A 17,277-nucleotide genomic window follows, 5' to 3' on the forward strand; every position below is an offset into this window, starting at 1 on the left:
AGGATCTCAAACGAACGTTCTGTTTTCTGAATCGACTTCACTGGCCTGGGACAGTATCCGGGCAATGATCGCAATACAGGCGGCAAGAAATAAAGCGACGAAAGACGGCGCGGTGATACTGAAGGTCAGCAATCGCTGGCCGACCGGCGCATTGATCGTCACCAGCAGGCTCAGAAACGGTTCGCAGATAAAGTCCAGCAGCACCCACACCGCCACCGCGCGCCCCGCATTCCCCAGGTACCCCGCTGCTGAGTTGGAAAAGTATTGCCCTTGGGCATAGTGCTTGAAAAGCCTGCGCAAGTTAGTGAGCCCGACCGCCAGGGCCAGCAAGGGAATGCTCGAAAGCAGTATCGCCCCCAGGCACTGCCACCCCGTCAACTGCATGCCCCCTTCGGGCAGGCTCGACAGCTGCCGCTCGGTCAGGGCAAACCCCAGGCCGTATCGCGAGGCCGCTTCAGGGTACAGCCAGGCCACGGCGTTGACGACCATCATCGCGACCATGAAAACCAGGGTTATGGCAGCCATCCGCTGGCTGTACAGGGCTAGACGATTCGAATGCATGTGAGGCTCCAATAAAGTAAGGGAGCCCAGAACATAGCCATTAAATTATCGCAAAACAATAATTAATATGTAAAAAACGATAATAATGCTTTAAGTGGACAACTGATTGGCGAACTGACTCACAGCATCGACGACCTTCTTCGCCCCGTCCTGAATCTCGACGATCACCGTCCCCGCCTCGGCCGCCAGGGCCAGGCCGTGCTCGGCCTGATGCTGGCCGTCGCTCATCAATGCCACGGCGTTGCGGGCCATGTCCTGGTTCTGGCGGACCACACCGACGATTTCATCGGTGGCCTGGCTGGTACGCGATGCCAGCTGTCGCACTTCATCGGCCACCACCGCAAAACCCCGGCCTTGCTCACCGGCCCGGGCCGCTTCGATCGCGGCGTTGAGCGCCAGCAGGTTGGTCTGTTCGGCGATGCCGCTGATGGTCTTGACGATGGTACCGATCACCAGGGATTGTTCGTTCAACGCCTCAATGCCCTCACCGGCCGTTTGCATGTGCCGGGCCAGGTCACGCATCACATCCACGGCCTGGGTCACTACAGTTGTGCCGCGCTGGGCGCTGTTGTCGGTCTGCAATGAGGTGCTGTAGGCGATGTTGGCCGCTTCGGCGACGGCTTTTTCCTGGTTGACCTGGTCAGTGATGTTGGTGGCGAACTTGACCACTTTGTACAGTCGTTCGTTAGCATCCAGTACTGGGTTATAGGAGGCTTCCAGCCAGACCTCACGGCCATTGCTGTCGATACGCTTGAAGCGGCCCGCCACGAACTCACCGCTGTTCAGACGTTTCCAGAACTGCTCGTAGGCCGCGCTGTTGTATTCCTCAGGCTCGCAAAACATGCGGTGGTGCTTGCCCTTGATCTGCGCAAGGCTGTAACCCATGGCGTTGAGGAAGCGATCATTGGCCGTCAGTACATGGCCGCCCAGATCGAACTCGATCACCGCCGTTGAACGCACCAGCGCGCCAATGAGGTTTTCATGCTCGCGAGAAGCTTCGATGGTGCGGGTCAGGTCATTGGAGTACATCGAAAAATAGCGGATCCGCCCGTCAGCACTCCGTACGGGCTGGAGGATCGAACGCAGCCAGGCTTCCTGGCCATTGCCCCGCAGCAGGCGCACGGCACCGGAGAAGTGTTCGCCACGGGTCAGCGCCGACTTGAAGCGAACCTGGAACTCATTGGATTTCAAATACGCCGGAACCAGCTCATCCACAGCCCGGCCGATCAGGTCCTGGCTCTTGTAGCGCATCTCGTCGAGGAAATTCTGATTGACCGATTGAATCCGTCCATCGGCATCCAGGGTGAGGCCAAGCATTTCGCGATCCAGGCTTTCCTTGACTTGCACAAGGCTGGACAGTTCTTGGCGAAGAGCCAGTAGCTCCTGCTTCAGGCGGTTGTTGAACATGGGCAGCTCCGACAGCAGAAGAATTGAATAGGCTGTTCCCTTGCCATCGGCCCGGCATTTTTTTTCTAAAGAGCACCGCGAGCCCCCATTGAAAATATTCCAGGGTGTCCTCGAACCCGATAGGCCTCCCATGGTCACTGGATTGTTCTACTGTTGCGCCTGACCTTTGAAGCCTTGCCGCCATCAATGCCCATAACCATAAAAACGAGGTAATTGCCGTGACCACCGACATCGAAGACAGCCGTTCCGCCCGCTTTGCCTTGCGCTGCTCCAGCTTCGCCGAGCGCTGGTTCCCCGACTCCTGGGTCTTCGCCGCGCTGGCGGTGCTGGTGGTCGCCGTGGCGACGCAATTCATCGGCGCCACACCCACGGCAGCGGCCATGGCGTTCGGCGATGGCTTCTGGAGCCTGATCCCGTTCACCATGCAGATGGCCTTCGTGGTGATTGGCGGCTATGTGGTCGCCAGCTCGCCGCCCGCCGTCAAACTGATTGATCGCCTGGCACGCATTCCGACCAACGGTCGCTCCGCAGTGGCGTGGGTGGCCCTGATTTCCATGGTTGCGTCGCTGCTCAACTGGGGCCTGTCGTTGGTATTTGGCGGTTTGCTGGTGCGCGCCCTCGCCCGGCGCACCGACCTGAAGATGGATTACCGCGCCGCTGGCGCCGCCGCGTACCTGGGCCTGGGCGCGGTGTGGGCGTTGGGGTTGTCTTCGTCTGCGGCGCAATTGCAGGCCAACCCGGCCAGCCTTCCGCCGTCGATCCTGTCGATTACTGGCGTCATTCCTTTCACCCAGACCATTTTTCTCTGGCAGTCTGGCGTGATGCTGCTGGCGCTGATCGTGATCTCATTGATTGTCGCCTACGCCACCGCTCCCGGCCCCAACAGCGCCCGTGACGCCGCCGCTTGCGGGATCGACCCGAGTTTCAGCATGCCGGCATTGCAGCCCCGTACCCGCCCGGGAGAATGGCTGGAGCACAGTCCGCTGCTGACCATCGCCCTCGTGCTGCTGGCCGCCGGCTGGCTGTTCCACGAGTTTTCGACCAAGCCTGCGATCAGTGCCATTTCCGGGCTCAACACGTATAACTTCCTGTTCATCATGCTGGGCGCCTTGCTGCACTGGCGGCCACGCAGCTTTCTGGATGCCGTGGCCCGCGCGGTGCCGACCACCACGGGCGTGTTGATCCAGTTTCCGTTGTACGGCTCGATCGCCGCGCTGCTGACCACGGTCAAGGGCAGCGATGCCCAGACCCTGGCCCACCATATCTCGACCTTTTTCGTCCAGATCGCTTCCCATGACACCTACGCCTTGCTGATGGGCGTCTATTCGGCGGTGCTGGGCTTTTTCATTCCTTCCGGCGGCGGCAAGTGGATCATCGAAGCGCCCTACGTCATGCAGGTGGCCAACGACCTGAACTATCACCTGGGCTGGGCCGTGCAGATCTACAACGCCGCCGAAGCGCTGCCGAACCTCATCAATCCGTTCTACATGCTGCCGTTGCTGGGGGTGCTAGGGCTGAAGGCCAGGGACTTGATCGGCTTTTCCTTCGTGCAGTTGCTGGTGCATACGCCGTTGGTGCTGGCGCTGCTGTGGGCGCTCGGGACGACATTGACCTATTTGCCGCCAGTGATGCCATAAAGCCATAAAAAAGGGCCGATATTTCCATCGGCCCACTTCTTCTTCGGCTCGGTCTGTTTCAGTATGGATACGCCCTGCTTTTGAGGGTCCCTCACGCTGAAAAGGATCTGAGCATGTTCAAACTCGCCGTACTTCCTCTTGCCGCCCTCGCCCTGAGCGCCACCGTCCACGCCGCCGACACCACCCACATCGACGTACAGCTGGGCAGCACCGAGCGCGTTACCCGCCTCTTCGCCTACCCCAACAACTGCAACGTCATTTGTTTTCGCGACTGGACCCTGGAGCAGACCGTCGAGCACTACCTGACCCAAAGCGTACAGCGCGACGGCTACGCCACGGCCAAGGTCGAGGTCAAAATCGACAACGACAAGGTCTATGCCAGCATCGATGGGGTGCCGAAGAGCTACGGCCAACCGCTGAAGGCGCTGCTCGACGCCGGGGACCTGGCGTACAACGGTGCCTCGAAACTCAACAGCGACAAGAAATGGTCCTATAACTGGTACCTGTTCCTGCCGCTGGGCATGGCCCTGGAAAATCGCAAGAGTGTCGAGTTGCTGCACTTCCCGCCGGATTACTCCCTGACCCAGGCCCAGGATTACCTGGAGTCGGCGACCACCGATCGCTGGGCCACGCTGCTGACCGCCAACGGCATTGCCGTTGAACAGACACCGGCCTACCAGACCATCATCGACATCGCGCCTATCGCGGCACCGTCCAATGCCGGTAGCACCTTGGAGGGGCTCTACAGCTACTTCAACGATTACCAGACCACCATGGTCACGCAGATCACCCAAACCGCCAGCGGCGCCGCATTGCCGATGGTGGCCTTCGGTGCCCCTGTGCGCAATTGGATCAAGACCCAGTACGGCCCGACCGTGAATGTACTCGGCCTGGCAAGCATCACTACCGGCAGCGGGGTCAAGGTTCCGGTCCTGGGCTCCAACCATCCGAGCTACATCTGGTATGCCGCCGACAAAGACAGCTACGACGGTGACGAAGCCAAGGCGGATGCCGCCGGCTTGAAAGTCATGGGCCAGGACCTGAGTGCCGCCTGCTGGCAGGCCGGCATGGGCAGCAAGCCAGGCACCGACCCGAGCACCTTGCTGAACCAATGCACGCAAACCTGGCAGGTCACGCAAAAGGAAAAGACCTGCGAGTTGTTCTACACCTCGGTTCGTAAGCTGAGCGAGGAAGACGCAACGAAAAAATGCGAAACACCGGCGATCAAGTCGCAACTTCCACAACTGAAGGTGCCTATGCCGCTGCCTGCCGAAGCGGTGTAAACCTCGCGGCGCTTTCCCGCGTCAGCGCATGCTGACGTCGGAAAGCGCCTTTGGCTACTGTCAGAGTTGACAGTAGATGACGCCCCCGACTTGAGCGAAGCTATCCAGGTTTTTTTACAACCGCCGGCAGGATCGCCAGCGTCAGAAAGTCGAATGTCAACCACCGACAGGGACTGTCATGAGCCTGCTCACCCGCGATAGCGCCTGTTCACAGCGCCGGGACTGCATCTACCCGGAAAAACAACTCAGCACCCGCCTGGGCTACCCTTCTGCGCGCGACTTTGAAGTACACCAGACGACCGACGGACGCGGCAACGGCATCATCGCCCGCAAGCCATTCGCGCCCATGACGCGGATGTGCAGGGTTTCGGGGTTGCTGGTGAGCCGACGGCGCCTGCACACGTTGCAGATCCTGCCGGACGTGCACATGTATGACCCACGCTTCGCCGGATTGCTGCTGCACTCCTGCAACCCGAACGTGTTCCTCGACATGAGCGAGCTGTGGCTGTGGTCACTGGCTCGTATCGATGAAGGTGACTGCCTGACGATGGACTACGCCAGTACCGAACAGAAACTGTACCGACAGTTCGCCTGCCGGTGCGGTTCGTACAACTGTCATGGCTGGATTACCGGCTATGACGAACCGCCCAATGAGCAGGGAATGACCTTTCTACGGCACTGGCGTCGTCAATGTCACCGCGACTGACGATCCGGCCTCAGGGCGCGCCGACCGGACGCAGCCGATACTGCGGCGGCAATTGCTCGAAACCGCTGATCGTGGTGTCCAGGCTCTTCCAGCGTCCGTCCTTGATACCGTAGATGCAGCCATGAATCGACAGTTTCTGCCCACGGTGCCAGGCGTTCTGCACGATGCTGGTATGGCCCACGTTGGCCACCTGCTGGATCACGTTGAGTTCGCACAGGCGGTCGACCCGTTCCTCTTCGGTCGGCAACTGACCCAACGCTTCGCGATGCTCGTAGTACAGGTCGCGAATCGAGCGCAGCCAGCCGTCGATCAGGCCCAGTTGGCGGTCCTGCATCGAGGCCCGCACACCGCCACAGCCGTAATGGCCGGTGACCAGGATGTGTTTGACCTTGAGCACGTCCACGGCGTATTGGATCACCGACAGGCAATTGAGGTCCGTGTGCAGCACCACGTTGGCCACGTTGCGGTGTACGAACAGATCGCCCGGCAGCATGCCGACGATCTCGTTGGCCGGCACCCGCGCATCGGAACAGCCGATCCACAGGTACTCGGGGGTTTGCTGACGAGCCAGCTTGGCGAAGAAGTCAGGATCCTCCTGCTTGATCGCATCGGCCCAGCGCGCGTTGTTATCAATCAGATCTTGTAATTCGTTCATGCTGTCCAGCCTCGATAGAGAGTGCGCAACTGTGACAGACGACCGCCGGTCGAGGTCACGTCGGCGACGCATTGGAATTCCTGGCTGCGCTGCCGGTCGACACCAGTAAGGCCCACAGTATGAGGAATTGCCATGAATGATTCACGACGCCCCTTCGATGCGACGCAACCGGAACCCATCGACGACAACGAGGATCGCATGGGCTCGATGCATGAGTTGGAGTTCGACGACGAACAGCCCAGCGCGAAGATCGGCGACGAACTGCCGAAAGACGAGCGCGAACAGCTGATGCCTCGTGAACGCGTGCGTGAAGCGGGCATGACAGGCGCCTCGACGGATGATCACCAATCGACTGACGACGACATGAGCCCGGAAACCCTCATCCGCGAAGACGGCGCCCGGGACGCCTCCGAGGCCGGCGACGACGAGCAGGCGGATTGGGACCTGAGTGTCGTGCATGAAAACGACATTGGCGGAGGCGGTGGGTTGGACGAAGCGGAAATGGCCGATATCGATCCGCTGGATGGCAAGCGCTAACCCGACCCTGTGGGAGCGAGCCTGCTCGCGAAAGCGGTGGGTCAGCCTGTATCAAATGTCGGATGTGCCGAAGCCATCGCGAGCAAGCCCGCTCCCACAGAGAGTCGTGGCCGTTCAATCCACCAAGGTACACGCCATGACCACCGCATCCTCGCGCCCCCCCACCGCCGGGTAGTAATCCCGGCGCCGGCCCACTTCGTTGAAGCCATAGCGCTCATACAACCGGAACGCCGTCCGATTGCTGTCGCGCACTTCCAGGAAGCATTCCCGGGCTTCGGCCTTGTAGGCAATCGACATCAGGTGTTCCAGCAGACGCAAGCCCAGGCCGCGGCCCTGGTTTTCCGGCTTGACGGTGATGTTGAGCAGGTGCGCCTCGTCCAGGATGATCTGCACCACCCCGTGGCCCACTTGCTGCTGGCCTTCGAACATCAACCAGATCTGGTATTTGCCCAGCCCGTCGAGAAATATTCCCCGGGTCCAGGGGTGGCTGTAGGCCGCGTATTCGATTTTCAGTACAGCGTCGAGGTCCGCCTCGGTCATCGGGCGGAACGATACAGCGTCACTCATTCGATTCTTTCCAACGCGCCATCAGCCGGCGCATGGCTTGCCAGACATCAGCCTTGCGCTGTGGCGTTTCCATTAACAGTTCCAGCCCGGGCAACGCCCAGGCCGAGCCCAGGCCTTCGACCTGCAGTTCGCGATTGAACGCTTCGGCATCCGCCTCGCCGGCAAACTTCACCGCCGGCAGGCCGATCAGCCACAGGCACACGCAGGGCGCGTCTTCGAGGCGCGCCGAAACGAAGCCCTGGACGAAATCCCGTGCCGCTTCAGGCCCTTGGTCCATGGTGCCGCGTGACAACAGCGGCCAGCGTACCGGTTCGCCAATGATCTGCGGACTGTCCGGCAGACCGGCGGCGCGCAGCATGTCCTTGAGCAGCAGGTAGGCCGGATCGCGGCTTTGAAACGGCTCGCCCGTGGGCAACTCCACCAACAGCAGGCAACGCCCGGCCCGCAGCAATTGCAGGGCGAAACGCGGCGGGGCGACATAGGAGGCCTTGGGCGGCGCCTCGACCACCTCCTCCACCACCTTGGCATTGGTGCGGGTCGAGGCCAGACTCGGGCGCGGCACTTCGATTTTTGGTCGCTCGGAGGCTGGCGCTGGCGGCTCGGCGACCGTCTTGGCCACAGGCGCCGTCACGACCGGCGCGACGTACTCGGGCTCGGGCGTTTCCAGCAGTTCGGGCCGCGACGGGGCGGCGAACGGCAATTCGGTACGCGGCAGCCAGTTGACCACCTGCATGGCGGTCAGATAGGCGCGGCGGCGGGACTCGATAAGCAAGGGTCGGCCACTTGTGGATAACTGAAAGTGGAAGCGATTCTACCGCCCTTCTACGCGGATCGCTTCCCTGTCGCTTGATTAGTTGCTCAATACACGACGACAGTCCGTCCAAGGGGTGAATCGCAACCGGCCCTATGCAGTACAATCGCCGCTTTTAATTGCCAACCCGACGGCCATTGCGATGATCGAACCCAAGCGCGTCTTGCGCGCCCTCGCTGAACACTGGGCATTGCTGGAACCTTTGTGCGAGCACTTCGACCAGGGCACCCTGAGCCTCAACGAACTGCGTTCACAGCTGGCCGCCCAACAATTGGACAGCACGCCCCAGGACATCACCAGTCTGCTGGACGTGTGGATCCGCCTGGACATCCTCGTACCGGTGGCGAAAAGCCCGAACCGCTTCGAACTCAATGCCCAGATCCATGATTTCCTCGCCTACCTGCGCCGCGAGCACCGCCTGGGCCTGTGCCTGGAAATCGAAGCCTACCTGCGCCACCTCGAGCGCCTGGCCGGCTACATCCAGGACGCCTTCGATGTGCGCGACGGCAACGACCTGGCCCGCCAGTTGCGCCTGCTGGACATGCGCGTGCGCGATGTCCTGAAGAAACTCGCCAACGATGAACAGGCCCTTGTGGCCGTGGCCGAACGGGCCAAGACCAGTGACCGACAGATCCCGCTGCGCCAGCGCTACGCCGAAGTGCTGGCGACCTGGGACGAATACGTTGAGCCGATGATCCAGTTGGTGAACGCCGACGGCGCCTTCGAGCAAGGCGTGCGCAAGGTCGAGAACGTGCTGTTGCGCATGCTCACCGAACAGCAGCGCCTCGGCCACCTGGTGGACGACGACATGCTGCTGCGCACCCACGCGCGCATCCTGGAGATGCAGACCAGCGCCCAACTGACCCTGCGACATGCCCGTGAGCTGCTCCTGCCGCTGCGTGAAGAGGCTCGCCGCCACAACGCCGTGACCCGTGGCGCCGCCCTGGCCCTGGCGGCCATTCGCCGCAAAGGCATCGACGCCGTGCCGCAAGCCGCCATGCCGCTGTTCACCCGGCCACAAAGCACCTTCCTGGGCAGCGCCAGCCAGGTCGAAGCCTATGTCTATGCCCTGGCCCGCTTCGAGCCGAAACCGGCGCGTTTCCCCAAGTCCCACAAGACTCACAAGGGTGGCGAAGCGCCGCGTGCGCCACGCACCGTGCGCGAGATGGTCGAGCGCTGCGAAGATGCCCTGCCGATGCCGGACTTGATGACCTGGCTGCTGGAGCAGGAGCCGGACGGCGCCACCGACGAATTGCTGTACTGGTTCTCGCGCCTGTCGCGGGAAAAACGCTTCAAGCGCGAGCGTCTGGAACGCCGCGAATACCACACTCACGAGCATCAGGTCAGCCTGCGCTCCTTCGCCCTGCTCTCGGCCGGCGACACCGCCGCCGAGGATTCTGCGAGCATCCCCCATGCATCTTGATCTATCCGAACTGTCCCAGCTGGCGCCGATCTTCCGCGAGCTGTTCAAGGGCTATCACGTCAGCCGCCGTGACCCTGAGCTGTACGCGCAACTGTCGAACTTCCAGGACCAATACCGCACCCTGTTCAAGGCCCTGGGCTTCGAGCTGGTGTGCGACACCCGTGGTTTCTACTACTTCGTGCCGGACCTGGCCGCCGCCGCGGTGAACAAGACCGCCCAGCGCCTGGCCCTGTTCACTTTCATCCTCGTCGAGCACCTGGCTGACCAGGGCCGCGACCCGATCGCCGTGCTCGACGGCGGCAGCCTGGGCCGCGACGAGCTGCCTTCGTTGCTGGAAAAATACCGCGACCTGTTCATCCAGGCCGAAGTACAGACCCAGGAAGAACTGGAAGAAAAAATCATGCGCCGCATGACCCAACTGGGTTTTGCCAGCGAAGAGAACGGCGTGTACCGCTTCCTGCCGCCCATGCATCGTTTCCTCGACGTTTGCCTGTCGGTCCAGCAGGACCGCGACCTGGCTGCCAGCCTGCACAGCGTGCTGCCATTGCCGGCACCGGTATTGATCGACGAAGACAGCGACGAAAAACTGCTGCAGACCGATGATCCGCTGGACCTCAGCGAATTCGAAGGTGAAAGCGAAGAAGACGCCCTGGCCCGCGCCATTGCCGAAGAACAGGAGACCGACGCATGAGCAAGGAACGCTACGGCATCCGCCGCTTTGCCCTTTTGAACACCGCCGGCTACAGCCTCGGTTTGTTCCCGCTGGAAGAACCGCTGTCGGTGTACGGCGCGAACAACCTGGGTAAATCCGCCTCGATCAACGCTTTGCAGTTCCCGATCCTGGCGCGCATGTCGGACATGAGCTTCGGCAAGTACAGCCTGGAGCAATCCCGGCGCTTCTACTTTGCCTCGGACACCAGCTACATCCTGGTGGAAGTCGCCCTGCCCCACGGCCCGCACGTGATTGGCGTGGTCGGTCGCGGCCCTGGCGGCGGTTTCGGTCACCAGTTCTTTGCCTATGCCGGCAAACTGGACCTGGCCCACTATCAGAAAAACGACACCTGCCTGCGGCAGAAAGAGCTGTTCACCAACCTGGAACGCGAAGGCCTGAAAGCCTACGAGCTCAAACCCGATGAACTGCGACGCCTGTTGGTGGGTGGCCACACCTCGATCCCCCTGGACCTGACGCTGATCCCGCTACGCTCCACTAGCGAGCAAAGCCTCAAGACCTTCCGCGCACTGTTCATCAACCTGCTGCACATGCGTGAAATCACCGCGGCCAAGCTCAAGCAACTGTTCCTCGACGCGTTCGAGCACAGCCTGCGCTCCGGCAGCGTGGACTACATTGCTGCGTGCGAAGAAGCCTTCCGCGATGTACGACGCATGGAGCAGGACTACAACTCCCTGGTAGCGGCCGGTCCGCTGGTGGAAGCCCTGGCCAATGGCGTGAAGCAGCGCGATATTCTGCGTGGCAAACTGCATCGCCTCTCGCCGTTGCTCGACTCGCTGCTGGGCACTTGGTCGGACTACGCCAGTGCGCGCAAGGAAGAGTTGACCATCCAGGCCGAACACTACCGCAACGAGCAGGATTCGCTGCAGAACGACCAACGCGGCGGCACCCAGGAACTGATGCGCCTGGAACGGGAAATCAGCGGCATCCAGCGCTGGATCGGCGAGTTGTCGGTGCTCAAGAACCGCTTTGCCCTGGTGGATGACGTCAAGGTGCTGGAGCAGCAACTGCTCGCCGCCAAGGACGCCCATGACGAACTGGCCGGCGCCCTGGCCCAGTCCCGGCAATTCAGCGCCGAAGACCTGGAAGAGCGCCTGCGGGACCTGGAAAAACGCCTGAAGTCGGTCAAGCAGCAACTCGATCACGCCGACAACAACAGCTACGCCCGCCTGCGGGAAGAATTCTCGCAGCAGGACGTCGAGCGCCTGATGCGCCTGTTCAACAGCGCCCTGTTCAGCCTGCCGCTGGGCGAACACGGTATTGCGCTGGACGAGAACGGCGAGTGGGTCAAATCCATGGAGCTGATCCTCGACGGCTTCAAGGGTGAGCGCTTCGAAGTGCCAGGCCTGTCCATCGACCTGTCCCACATCGAGCCGCCGGCCTTGCAAGCCCTGGCCGACCGCGCCGCGCTGCGCGATCAGAAAGAGCGCCTGGAAAAAGAATTCAAGCAGCTCAAGACCCAGCAAGCCGTGGCCGCCGACCGCGCCGCGAGCAAGACCCAGACCGAAGCACTGTATCAGCAGGTCCTCGATGCACAGAAAGCCTTGGAAGACTTCCGTCGCACCCAGACCTTGAGCGCCGAAGAGGGCGAGAAGCTCGAGCAACTCGCGCAGATGGAAGCCGCCCAGGACGAGCTCAAGCGCTCCAGCGATGCCTTCACCGAGCGCGTCCAGCAGTTGTCCGCGAAATTGCAACTGGTGGGTCGGCAGATCGCCGACATGGAAGCCAAGCAACGCACCCTCGACGATGCCCTGCGCCGTCGTCAGTTGCTGCCGGCGGACCTGCCGTTCGGCACGCCGTTCATGGACCCGGTCGACGATTCCATGGACAACCTGCTGCCGCTGCTCAACGACTATCAGGACAGTTGGCAAGGCCTGTTGCGGGTCGATGGCCAGATCGAAGCGCTGTATGCCCAGGTGCGCCTCAAGGGCGTGGCCAAGTTCGACAGCGAAGATGACATGGAGCGGCGCCTGCAACTGCTGATCAACGCCTATGCCCACCGCACCGACGAAGCCCTGACCCTGGGCAAGGCGCGCCGTGCGGCCGTGACCGATATCGCCCGGACCCTGCGCAACATCCGCAGCGACTACGACAGCCTCGAGCATCAACTGGCGCTGTTCAACCGCGAGATCAACAAGCGCCAGGTGTCCAACCTGCAGAGCTTCCGTATCGTCCTGGCACCGAACAAGGAAGCGCTCAAGCACATTGACCAGATCATCCACAGCGCCGGCCAGTACGAAGAAGGCGAGACGCTGTCGGTGTTCGACCTCAGCCAGAGCGCCGAGCAGGACAACAAGAACGAAGAAGCCAAGGAATACCTGGCACGGTTGGTGGCGGCGAACCACAACCAGCTCGGCCTCAAGGACCTGTTCGAACTCGCATTCGAGATCACCAAGGTCAATGGCCAGCCCGTGATCCACACCGACATCGACGGCGCGGCGTCCAACGGCACCACCATGACCATCAAGGCGCTGACCAACATGTACTTGTTGCTGCACCTGATGGACCGCGAACAGGCCGGCCGCGTGCGCTTGCCGTACTACCTGGACGAAGCGGCGGACATCGACGAGAAAAACCAGGCCGCACTGCTGGAAACCAGCCTGCAACTGGGCTTCGTACCGATCCTGGCGAGCGTGAAGCCGCAAGTCTGCGCCAGTGTCGCCATCGACCTGGAAGGCGGCAGCGGCCCGAACGGCATCTACATTGACGAAGCGGACTGGAAATACATCCGTCGTCACGATGCGGTGAAGGCCACGGTGAATGTACAGGCCGACGAGCCGGAGCTGGATTCGGTGTGATGTGAATATCCGGATGTAAAAAAGGCCGCGGTCCATTGGATCGCGGCCTTTTTTTTATTTCGAATACTATTGATGGCCCCATCGCGAGCAGGCTCGCTCCCACAGGTTTGGCGTCGTTCATGGCAATCAAGTACGACATTCATCCATTGTGGGAGCGAGCCTGCTCGCGATGACATCAGAACAGGCTAACGCCACCCCAATCACTTACCCAGACTGATCTTCGGCGCCCAGGTCAGCCATTCATCTTCAAACTTGTCGAACAGCGGGAAGGTCTGCTCCGGTCGGGCCGGATTGCCCATTCGCTCGCCATCCGGCGTTGCGAACGCAATGCCGCCCTGGATCAGCGTTTCAAGCGACTCGGTGCGCACCGTCGCGCCCTTGAATAGACCGAAGTCCAGACCGAAGCCGCTGCTGTTCCAGAAGCGCGTGCCGCTGCGCACCAGCGGCGCGTATTTGGGCTCGATCAGGATACGGATCAGCACCCGATCCGCCGTCTGGCCCAGTTCGTAACCGGTGACCTTGCCCACCGTGATCTCGCGATAGGTGACCGGCACGCCGATCTTCAACGAACCACGGCGGGCCGCGCTCAGCACCAGGCTCAGACCGGCCTCGGGTATAGCGCTTTCCGGTGGATTGGCCAGGGCCACGAAGCTTTTCTGTGGCCCGAGGTTTTTCACCGAAGGCTGCACTTCAATGTATTGGCCTGTGACCAGCGTCTCCAGGTTGGAGGTCTTCATCAACCCCAACTCCGGCTTGACCACCCAGAACTGGGACCCGACCCGGGCGATGCGCTCCGGCACTTCGGTAATACGCGCCGTGAGCAACACCGATTGCATATCGGTGCTGAGGTCGACACCTTCGATCTTGCCCACATCCAACCCTTTGAAACGGATCGGTGTACCGCTGCGCAAGCCATCGGCGCGGTCGACCTTGATCGTCACCACGGTGCCGCGTTGTTGTGCGGCTTCGTGATCGGCAAACAGACGGAAACGCGGGATGCGCCTTTTCAGCGGCACATTGGGTTCCGGCGTTTCGAAGGCAATCCCGCCGGCCATCAGGCTTTGCAAGGACTCGCTCTTGACCTGGATCCCACCCGTCAAACCGCCCGTGAGGGTGATCCCACTGGCGTTCCAGAACCGTGTCGAGCCGTTGACCAGCCCTTCGTATTCCTTCTCGATGTGCACACCAATGATCAACTGCTTCTTCTTGCGGGAAAACTGATAGCTCTGCACCGAGCCAACCTTGACTTGTTTGTAGAGGATCGGACTGCCAACCTCCAGGGATCCGAGGTTATCGGTCAACAGGACCAGGTGCAGCCCCGGTGAACGCAGGTCTAGCGGCGGCGCCTTTGCTCGGGCTTCGTACTCACGCTGCGGCGCGCCCCCCTTGTCGCCCGGTCGCACGGCAATGTAGTTGCCCTTGACCAAGGCTTCCAGGCCGGTGATACCGGCCAGGGAGATCGACGGCTTCACGACCCAGAACTGCGTGCCAGTTACCAGGTAGTCTTCGGCCAACGGGTCCAGGGTCAATTCAGCCGTGGCGCTGGCCAGATCCGGATCGACCTTGAGGGTCTTCAGGCTGCCGACCTGGATGCCTTTGTACATCACGGGTGTACGGCCGGCCTGCAAGCCTTCGAAGTCGCTGAGCTTGACCTTTACGCGGATGCCCGCTGCCGCCGCATCAAAATCTTCATAAAGGCGGAACGGCAAGCTTGGGTCCGTCGGAGGGCTGTCCTTGCGGCTCTCCGGCGTGGCGAAGGCGATCCCTCCGGCCACGATGCTGGCCAGGGATTCGCTACGCACTTTGACGCCCGAGAGGTTGGCATCGATGCTGATGCCACTGGCGTTCCAGAAACGCGTGTGTTTGCGCACCAGGCTGGCGTAGGTCGGCTCAATGAAGATCTTGATTTCGACAGTGCGCTGGTCTTCGGAGAGCAGGTAGCTTTTCACCTGGCCAACCTGGATCTGCTTGTAGAAGACCGGACTCCCACGGTCCAGCGACCCCAAGCGGTCAGCCTTGACGGTCAGGTGCAAGCCCGGCTTGGAATCCGACAACGGCGGCTCTTCGGCCAAAGCCTTGAACTTGCGCGTCGATTCCCCTTCTCCCGGACTGATCGCCACGTAGTTACCCGATACCAGGGTTTCCAGGCCAGTGATCCCGGCGAGGCTCACACTCGGCTTGACCAGCCAGAAGCGTGTTCCGCTCTTGAGGTATTGCCCGACATCTTTGTTCATCTCGATGGTTGCGATAACGCCCTTCGAGCTGCCTTCATCATCGAGCGTGAGGTCTTTGACTTTGCCGACCGTCATACCTTTGTAGACGACCTCGGTTTTGTTGACCTGGATACCTTCACCGCTCTCAAAGCGTACATTGATTTCGATTCCGGTCTCGTTATAAGCCCGCCAGCCGAGCCAGCCGCCGATGATCAATGCAATCAGCGGCAAGACCCAGATGGCCGACCAGTTCGAAGCCGGTCGGGTTTTAGCGGTAGGCAAATCAGTCATGGTCGTCATCCGACTCCGTGTTATCCCAAATCAGTCGGGGATCGAAGGTTACTGCGGCAATCATTGTCAAAATCACTACGCTGGCGAAAGCAATCGCGCCAAGACCGGCTTCGACACTGGCGAGTCGCCCAAAATTCACCACCGCCACCAGGATGGCGATCACGAAAATATCCAGCATCGACCAACGCCCAATGAATTCGATGAAACGGTACATAAGGATGCGTTGCCGCGCCGACATCGGCTGGTGCCGCTGCACGGAAAACAATAACAAGGCGATGCCCACCAGTTTGAAGGTGGGCACCAGGATACTGGCGATGAACACCACGGCGGCGATAGGAATCATGCCGTGTTGAACCAACTCGATAACGCCGGCCATGATGGTGCTCGGGGCGCCCTGGCCCAGCGAGTTGATGGTCATGATTGGCAGCATATTGGCCGGTATATAAAGAATCGCGGCGGTGATCAACAATGCCCAGGTCCGCATCAAGCTGTTCGGCCGACGGGGGTGGACCAGCGCGCCGCAGCGAGTACAGGTTTGTTTATCGGCTTTAGCGTCCTGCCGATTCAATTCATGGCATTCCGTACAAACCAGAATGCCGGCATCAATCGCCCGCATGGGCATCTTCTCCTGATAATGCCTGCCAGATCTGATGCGGTGACATCACCACCTCCAGCCAGACCTGGACCAGCAACAAACTGATGAAGCACACCAAGCCAAGGCCTACGGTGATGGCCGCCATGTCTGCCAACTTGACGATGGCCACCAGCACGCCCATGAGGTAAACCTCAAGCATCCCCCAGTCGCGTAAATGGTGATAAATGCGGTACAGCAACAAACCGTAGCTACGGCCAACGTTCAAGCGAATGGTCAGCAGCACAGCCAACTGACAAAGCAGCTTGAGCAATGGAATGCCCATGCTGCACAGGAACACCACTGCCGATATGCCCTGCATGCCGGTATCGAACAGGGCGACCACGCCACTCCAAACGGTGTCCTGGGAGGACTGTCCGAGCAGATTGAGTTGCATGATGGGTAAAAAATTAGCCGGCACATATAACAGCAGAGCGGCGATCACCAAGGCAAGACTGCGTTCCACGACATTATGTCGATGAGCATAAAGCTCATAACCGCAGCGGGGGCACTCGGCTTTTTCGCCATGGGCCAGTTGGGGCTTGCGCATCAACAGGTCGCATTCATGACACGCTACAAGATCGTCCAGGGGTAGATCTGACAACCTATCAGTGTCTGACGGATCGGGCATAAACAGCTCTGGCTCGGCTAAGGTGGGGCTATTCTAGTGCTCTGGCTCAAAAATAACTGTGCAAAATTATCATCAGCGTTCACAGAATTTTATTGCGGGCAAAACAAAACCCCTACCTGCATCAGCAGATAGGGGTTTCGGAATTTAATCTTGACGATGACCTACTCTCACATGGGGAAACCCCACACTACCATCGGCGATGCATCGTTTCACTGCTGAGTTCGGGATGGGATCAGGTGGTTCCAATGCTCTATGGTCGTCAAGAAATTCGGTAGCCGGTGCGTGCCTTGCGGTCACGTGCCAGCGAATGGGTATGCGATAGTTTGGTGCTTGTGAGTATCTCGAACTTTCGGTTCGTTTCGTCTTCACACACCGCAATCTGGTCTCTTTCGAGTT

15 protein-coding genes, 1 rRNA gene and 1 pseudogene are annotated in these 17,277 nt (G+C 60.6%); 7 read left to right on the forward strand and 10 right to left on the reverse strand.

Features of this window, described 5'->3' with window-relative positions; translation table 11 throughout:
* Positions 1 to 6 precede the first annotated feature (6 nt).
* The 3 genes and pseudogenes from AD659_RS22500 to AD659_RS30595 all read right to left on the reverse strand — a co-directional run.
* Positions 7 to 561, reverse strand: a complete 555-nt coding sequence (locus AD659_RS22500) for a DUF2975 domain-containing protein (protein WP_053125219.1) — start codon at positions 559 to 561, stop codon at positions 7 to 9.
* A gap of 90 nt (positions 562 to 651) precedes the next feature.
* Positions 652 to 1,083, reverse strand: a complete 432-nt coding sequence (locus AD659_RS30590; protein ID WP_408003326.1) for a methyl-accepting chemotaxis protein — start codon at positions 1,081 to 1,083, stop codon at positions 652 to 654.
* A 108-nt stretch (positions 1,084 to 1,191) separates the two neighbouring features.
* Positions 1,192 to 2,100 (reverse strand): annotated as a pseudogene (locus AD659_RS30595) (PAS domain-containing protein); the annotation flags it as partial.
* 86 nt (positions 2,101 to 2,186) lie between these two features.
* On the opposite strand from AD659_RS30595, the gene AD659_RS22510 reads away from it, so the two are divergent.
* The 3 genes from AD659_RS22510 to AD659_RS22520 all read left to right on the forward strand — a co-directional run bounded on the left by AD659_RS22510 (position 2,187) and on the right by AD659_RS22520 (position 5,594).
* A complete protein-coding gene (locus AD659_RS22510; protein ID WP_053125223.1) occupies positions 2,187 to 3,605 on the forward strand; it encodes a short-chain fatty acid transporter in 1,419 nt (472 codons plus the stop codon).
* 113 nt (positions 3,606 to 3,718) lie between these two features.
* Entirely contained in the window at positions 3,719 to 4,888 is a 1,170-nt protein-coding gene (locus tag AD659_RS22515) for a hypothetical protein (RefSeq protein ID WP_053125225.1), read from the forward strand.
* A 178-nt stretch (positions 4,889 to 5,066) separates the two neighbouring features.
* Positions 5,067 to 5,594 (forward strand): SET domain-containing protein, encoded by a 528-nt coding sequence (locus AD659_RS22520; protein WP_053125226.1) that lies wholly within the window; start codon positions 5,067 to 5,069, stop codon positions 5,592 to 5,594.
* Between the two features lie 10 nt (positions 5,595 to 5,604).
* Here the strand turns inward: AD659_RS22520 and can are convergent, their stop codons facing one another.
* Positions 5,605 to 6,249 (reverse strand): carbonate dehydratase, encoded by a 645-nt coding sequence (can, locus tag AD659_RS22525; protein WP_003185433.1) that lies wholly within the window; start codon positions 6,247 to 6,249, stop codon positions 5,605 to 5,607.
* A 132-nt stretch (positions 6,250 to 6,381) separates the two neighbouring features.
* Between can and AD659_RS22530 the strand changes: the two genes are divergently transcribed.
* A complete protein-coding gene (locus AD659_RS22530) occupies positions 6,382 to 6,786 on the forward strand; it encodes a hypothetical protein (protein ID WP_053125228.1) in 405 nt (134 codons plus the stop codon).
* 114 nt (positions 6,787 to 6,900) lie between these two features.
* Here AD659_RS22530 and rimI read toward each other — a convergent pair whose 3' ends face one another.
* Both rimI and AD659_RS22540 read right to left on the reverse strand, forming a co-directional pair.
* On the reverse strand, positions 6,901 to 7,353 hold the full coding sequence (rimI, locus tag AD659_RS22535) for a ribosomal protein S18-alanine N-acetyltransferase (protein ID WP_047229376.1): 453 nt from the start codon (positions 7,351 to 7,353) through the stop codon (positions 6,901 to 6,903).
* Entirely contained in the window at positions 7,346 to 8,086 is a 741-nt protein-coding gene (locus AD659_RS22540) for a hypothetical protein (RefSeq protein ID WP_053125230.1), read from the reverse strand. Before AD659_RS22540 ends, rimI begins: the two co-directional genes overlap by 8 nt.
* A gap of 220 nt (positions 8,087 to 8,306) precedes the next feature.
* Between AD659_RS22540 and mksB the strand changes: the two genes are divergently transcribed.
* From mksB to mksF, 3 genes are read left to right on the forward strand one after another with little or no spacing between them, the layout of a single operon-like run.
* Entirely contained in the window at positions 8,307 to 9,587 is a 1,281-nt protein-coding gene (mksB, locus tag AD659_RS22545) for an Mks condensin complex protein MksB (RefSeq protein WP_053125232.1), read from the forward strand.
* A complete protein-coding gene (gene mksE, locus AD659_RS22550) occupies positions 9,577 to 10,278 on the forward strand; it encodes an Mks condensin complex protein MksE (protein ID WP_014340217.1) in 702 nt (233 codons plus the stop codon). Before mksB ends, mksE begins: the two co-directional genes overlap by 11 nt.
* Entirely contained in the window at positions 10,275 to 13,115 is a 2,841-nt protein-coding gene (gene mksF / locus AD659_RS22555) for an Mks condensin complex protein MksF (protein WP_053125234.1), read from the forward strand. The genes mksE and mksF overlap by 4 nt, the downstream gene beginning before the upstream one ends.
* A gap of 200 nt (positions 13,116 to 13,315) precedes the next feature.
* Here the strand turns inward: mksF and AD659_RS22560 are convergent, their stop codons facing one another.
* The 4 genes from AD659_RS22560 to rrf form a co-directional block, all read right to left on the reverse strand.
* Positions 13,316 to 15,619 (reverse strand): PqiB family protein, encoded by a 2,304-nt coding sequence (locus tag AD659_RS22560; protein ID WP_053125258.1) that lies wholly within the window; start codon positions 15,617 to 15,619, stop codon positions 13,316 to 13,318.
* Positions 15,612 to 16,235: a paraquat-inducible protein A gene (locus AD659_RS22565; RefSeq protein ID WP_053125236.1), complete on the reverse strand. Its 624-nt coding sequence runs from the start codon at positions 16,233 to 16,235 to the stop codon at positions 15,612 to 15,614. The genes AD659_RS22560 and AD659_RS22565 overlap by 8 nt, the downstream gene beginning before the upstream one ends.
* Positions 16,222 to 16,881: a paraquat-inducible protein A gene (locus AD659_RS22570; protein WP_053125238.1), complete on the reverse strand. Its 660-nt coding sequence runs from the start codon at positions 16,879 to 16,881 to the stop codon at positions 16,222 to 16,224. Before AD659_RS22570 ends, AD659_RS22565 begins: the two co-directional genes overlap by 14 nt.
* A 148-nt stretch (positions 16,882 to 17,029) precedes the next feature.
* Positions 17,030 to 17,145 (reverse strand): 5S ribosomal RNA (gene rrf / locus AD659_RS22575).
* Positions 17,146 to 17,277 lie beyond the last annotated feature (132 nt).

This window comes from Pseudomonas thivervalensis (genome assembly GCF_001269655.1).
Classification (GTDB): Bacteria; Pseudomonadota; Gammaproteobacteria; order Pseudomonadales; family Pseudomonadaceae; genus Aquipseudomonas; species Aquipseudomonas thivervalensis.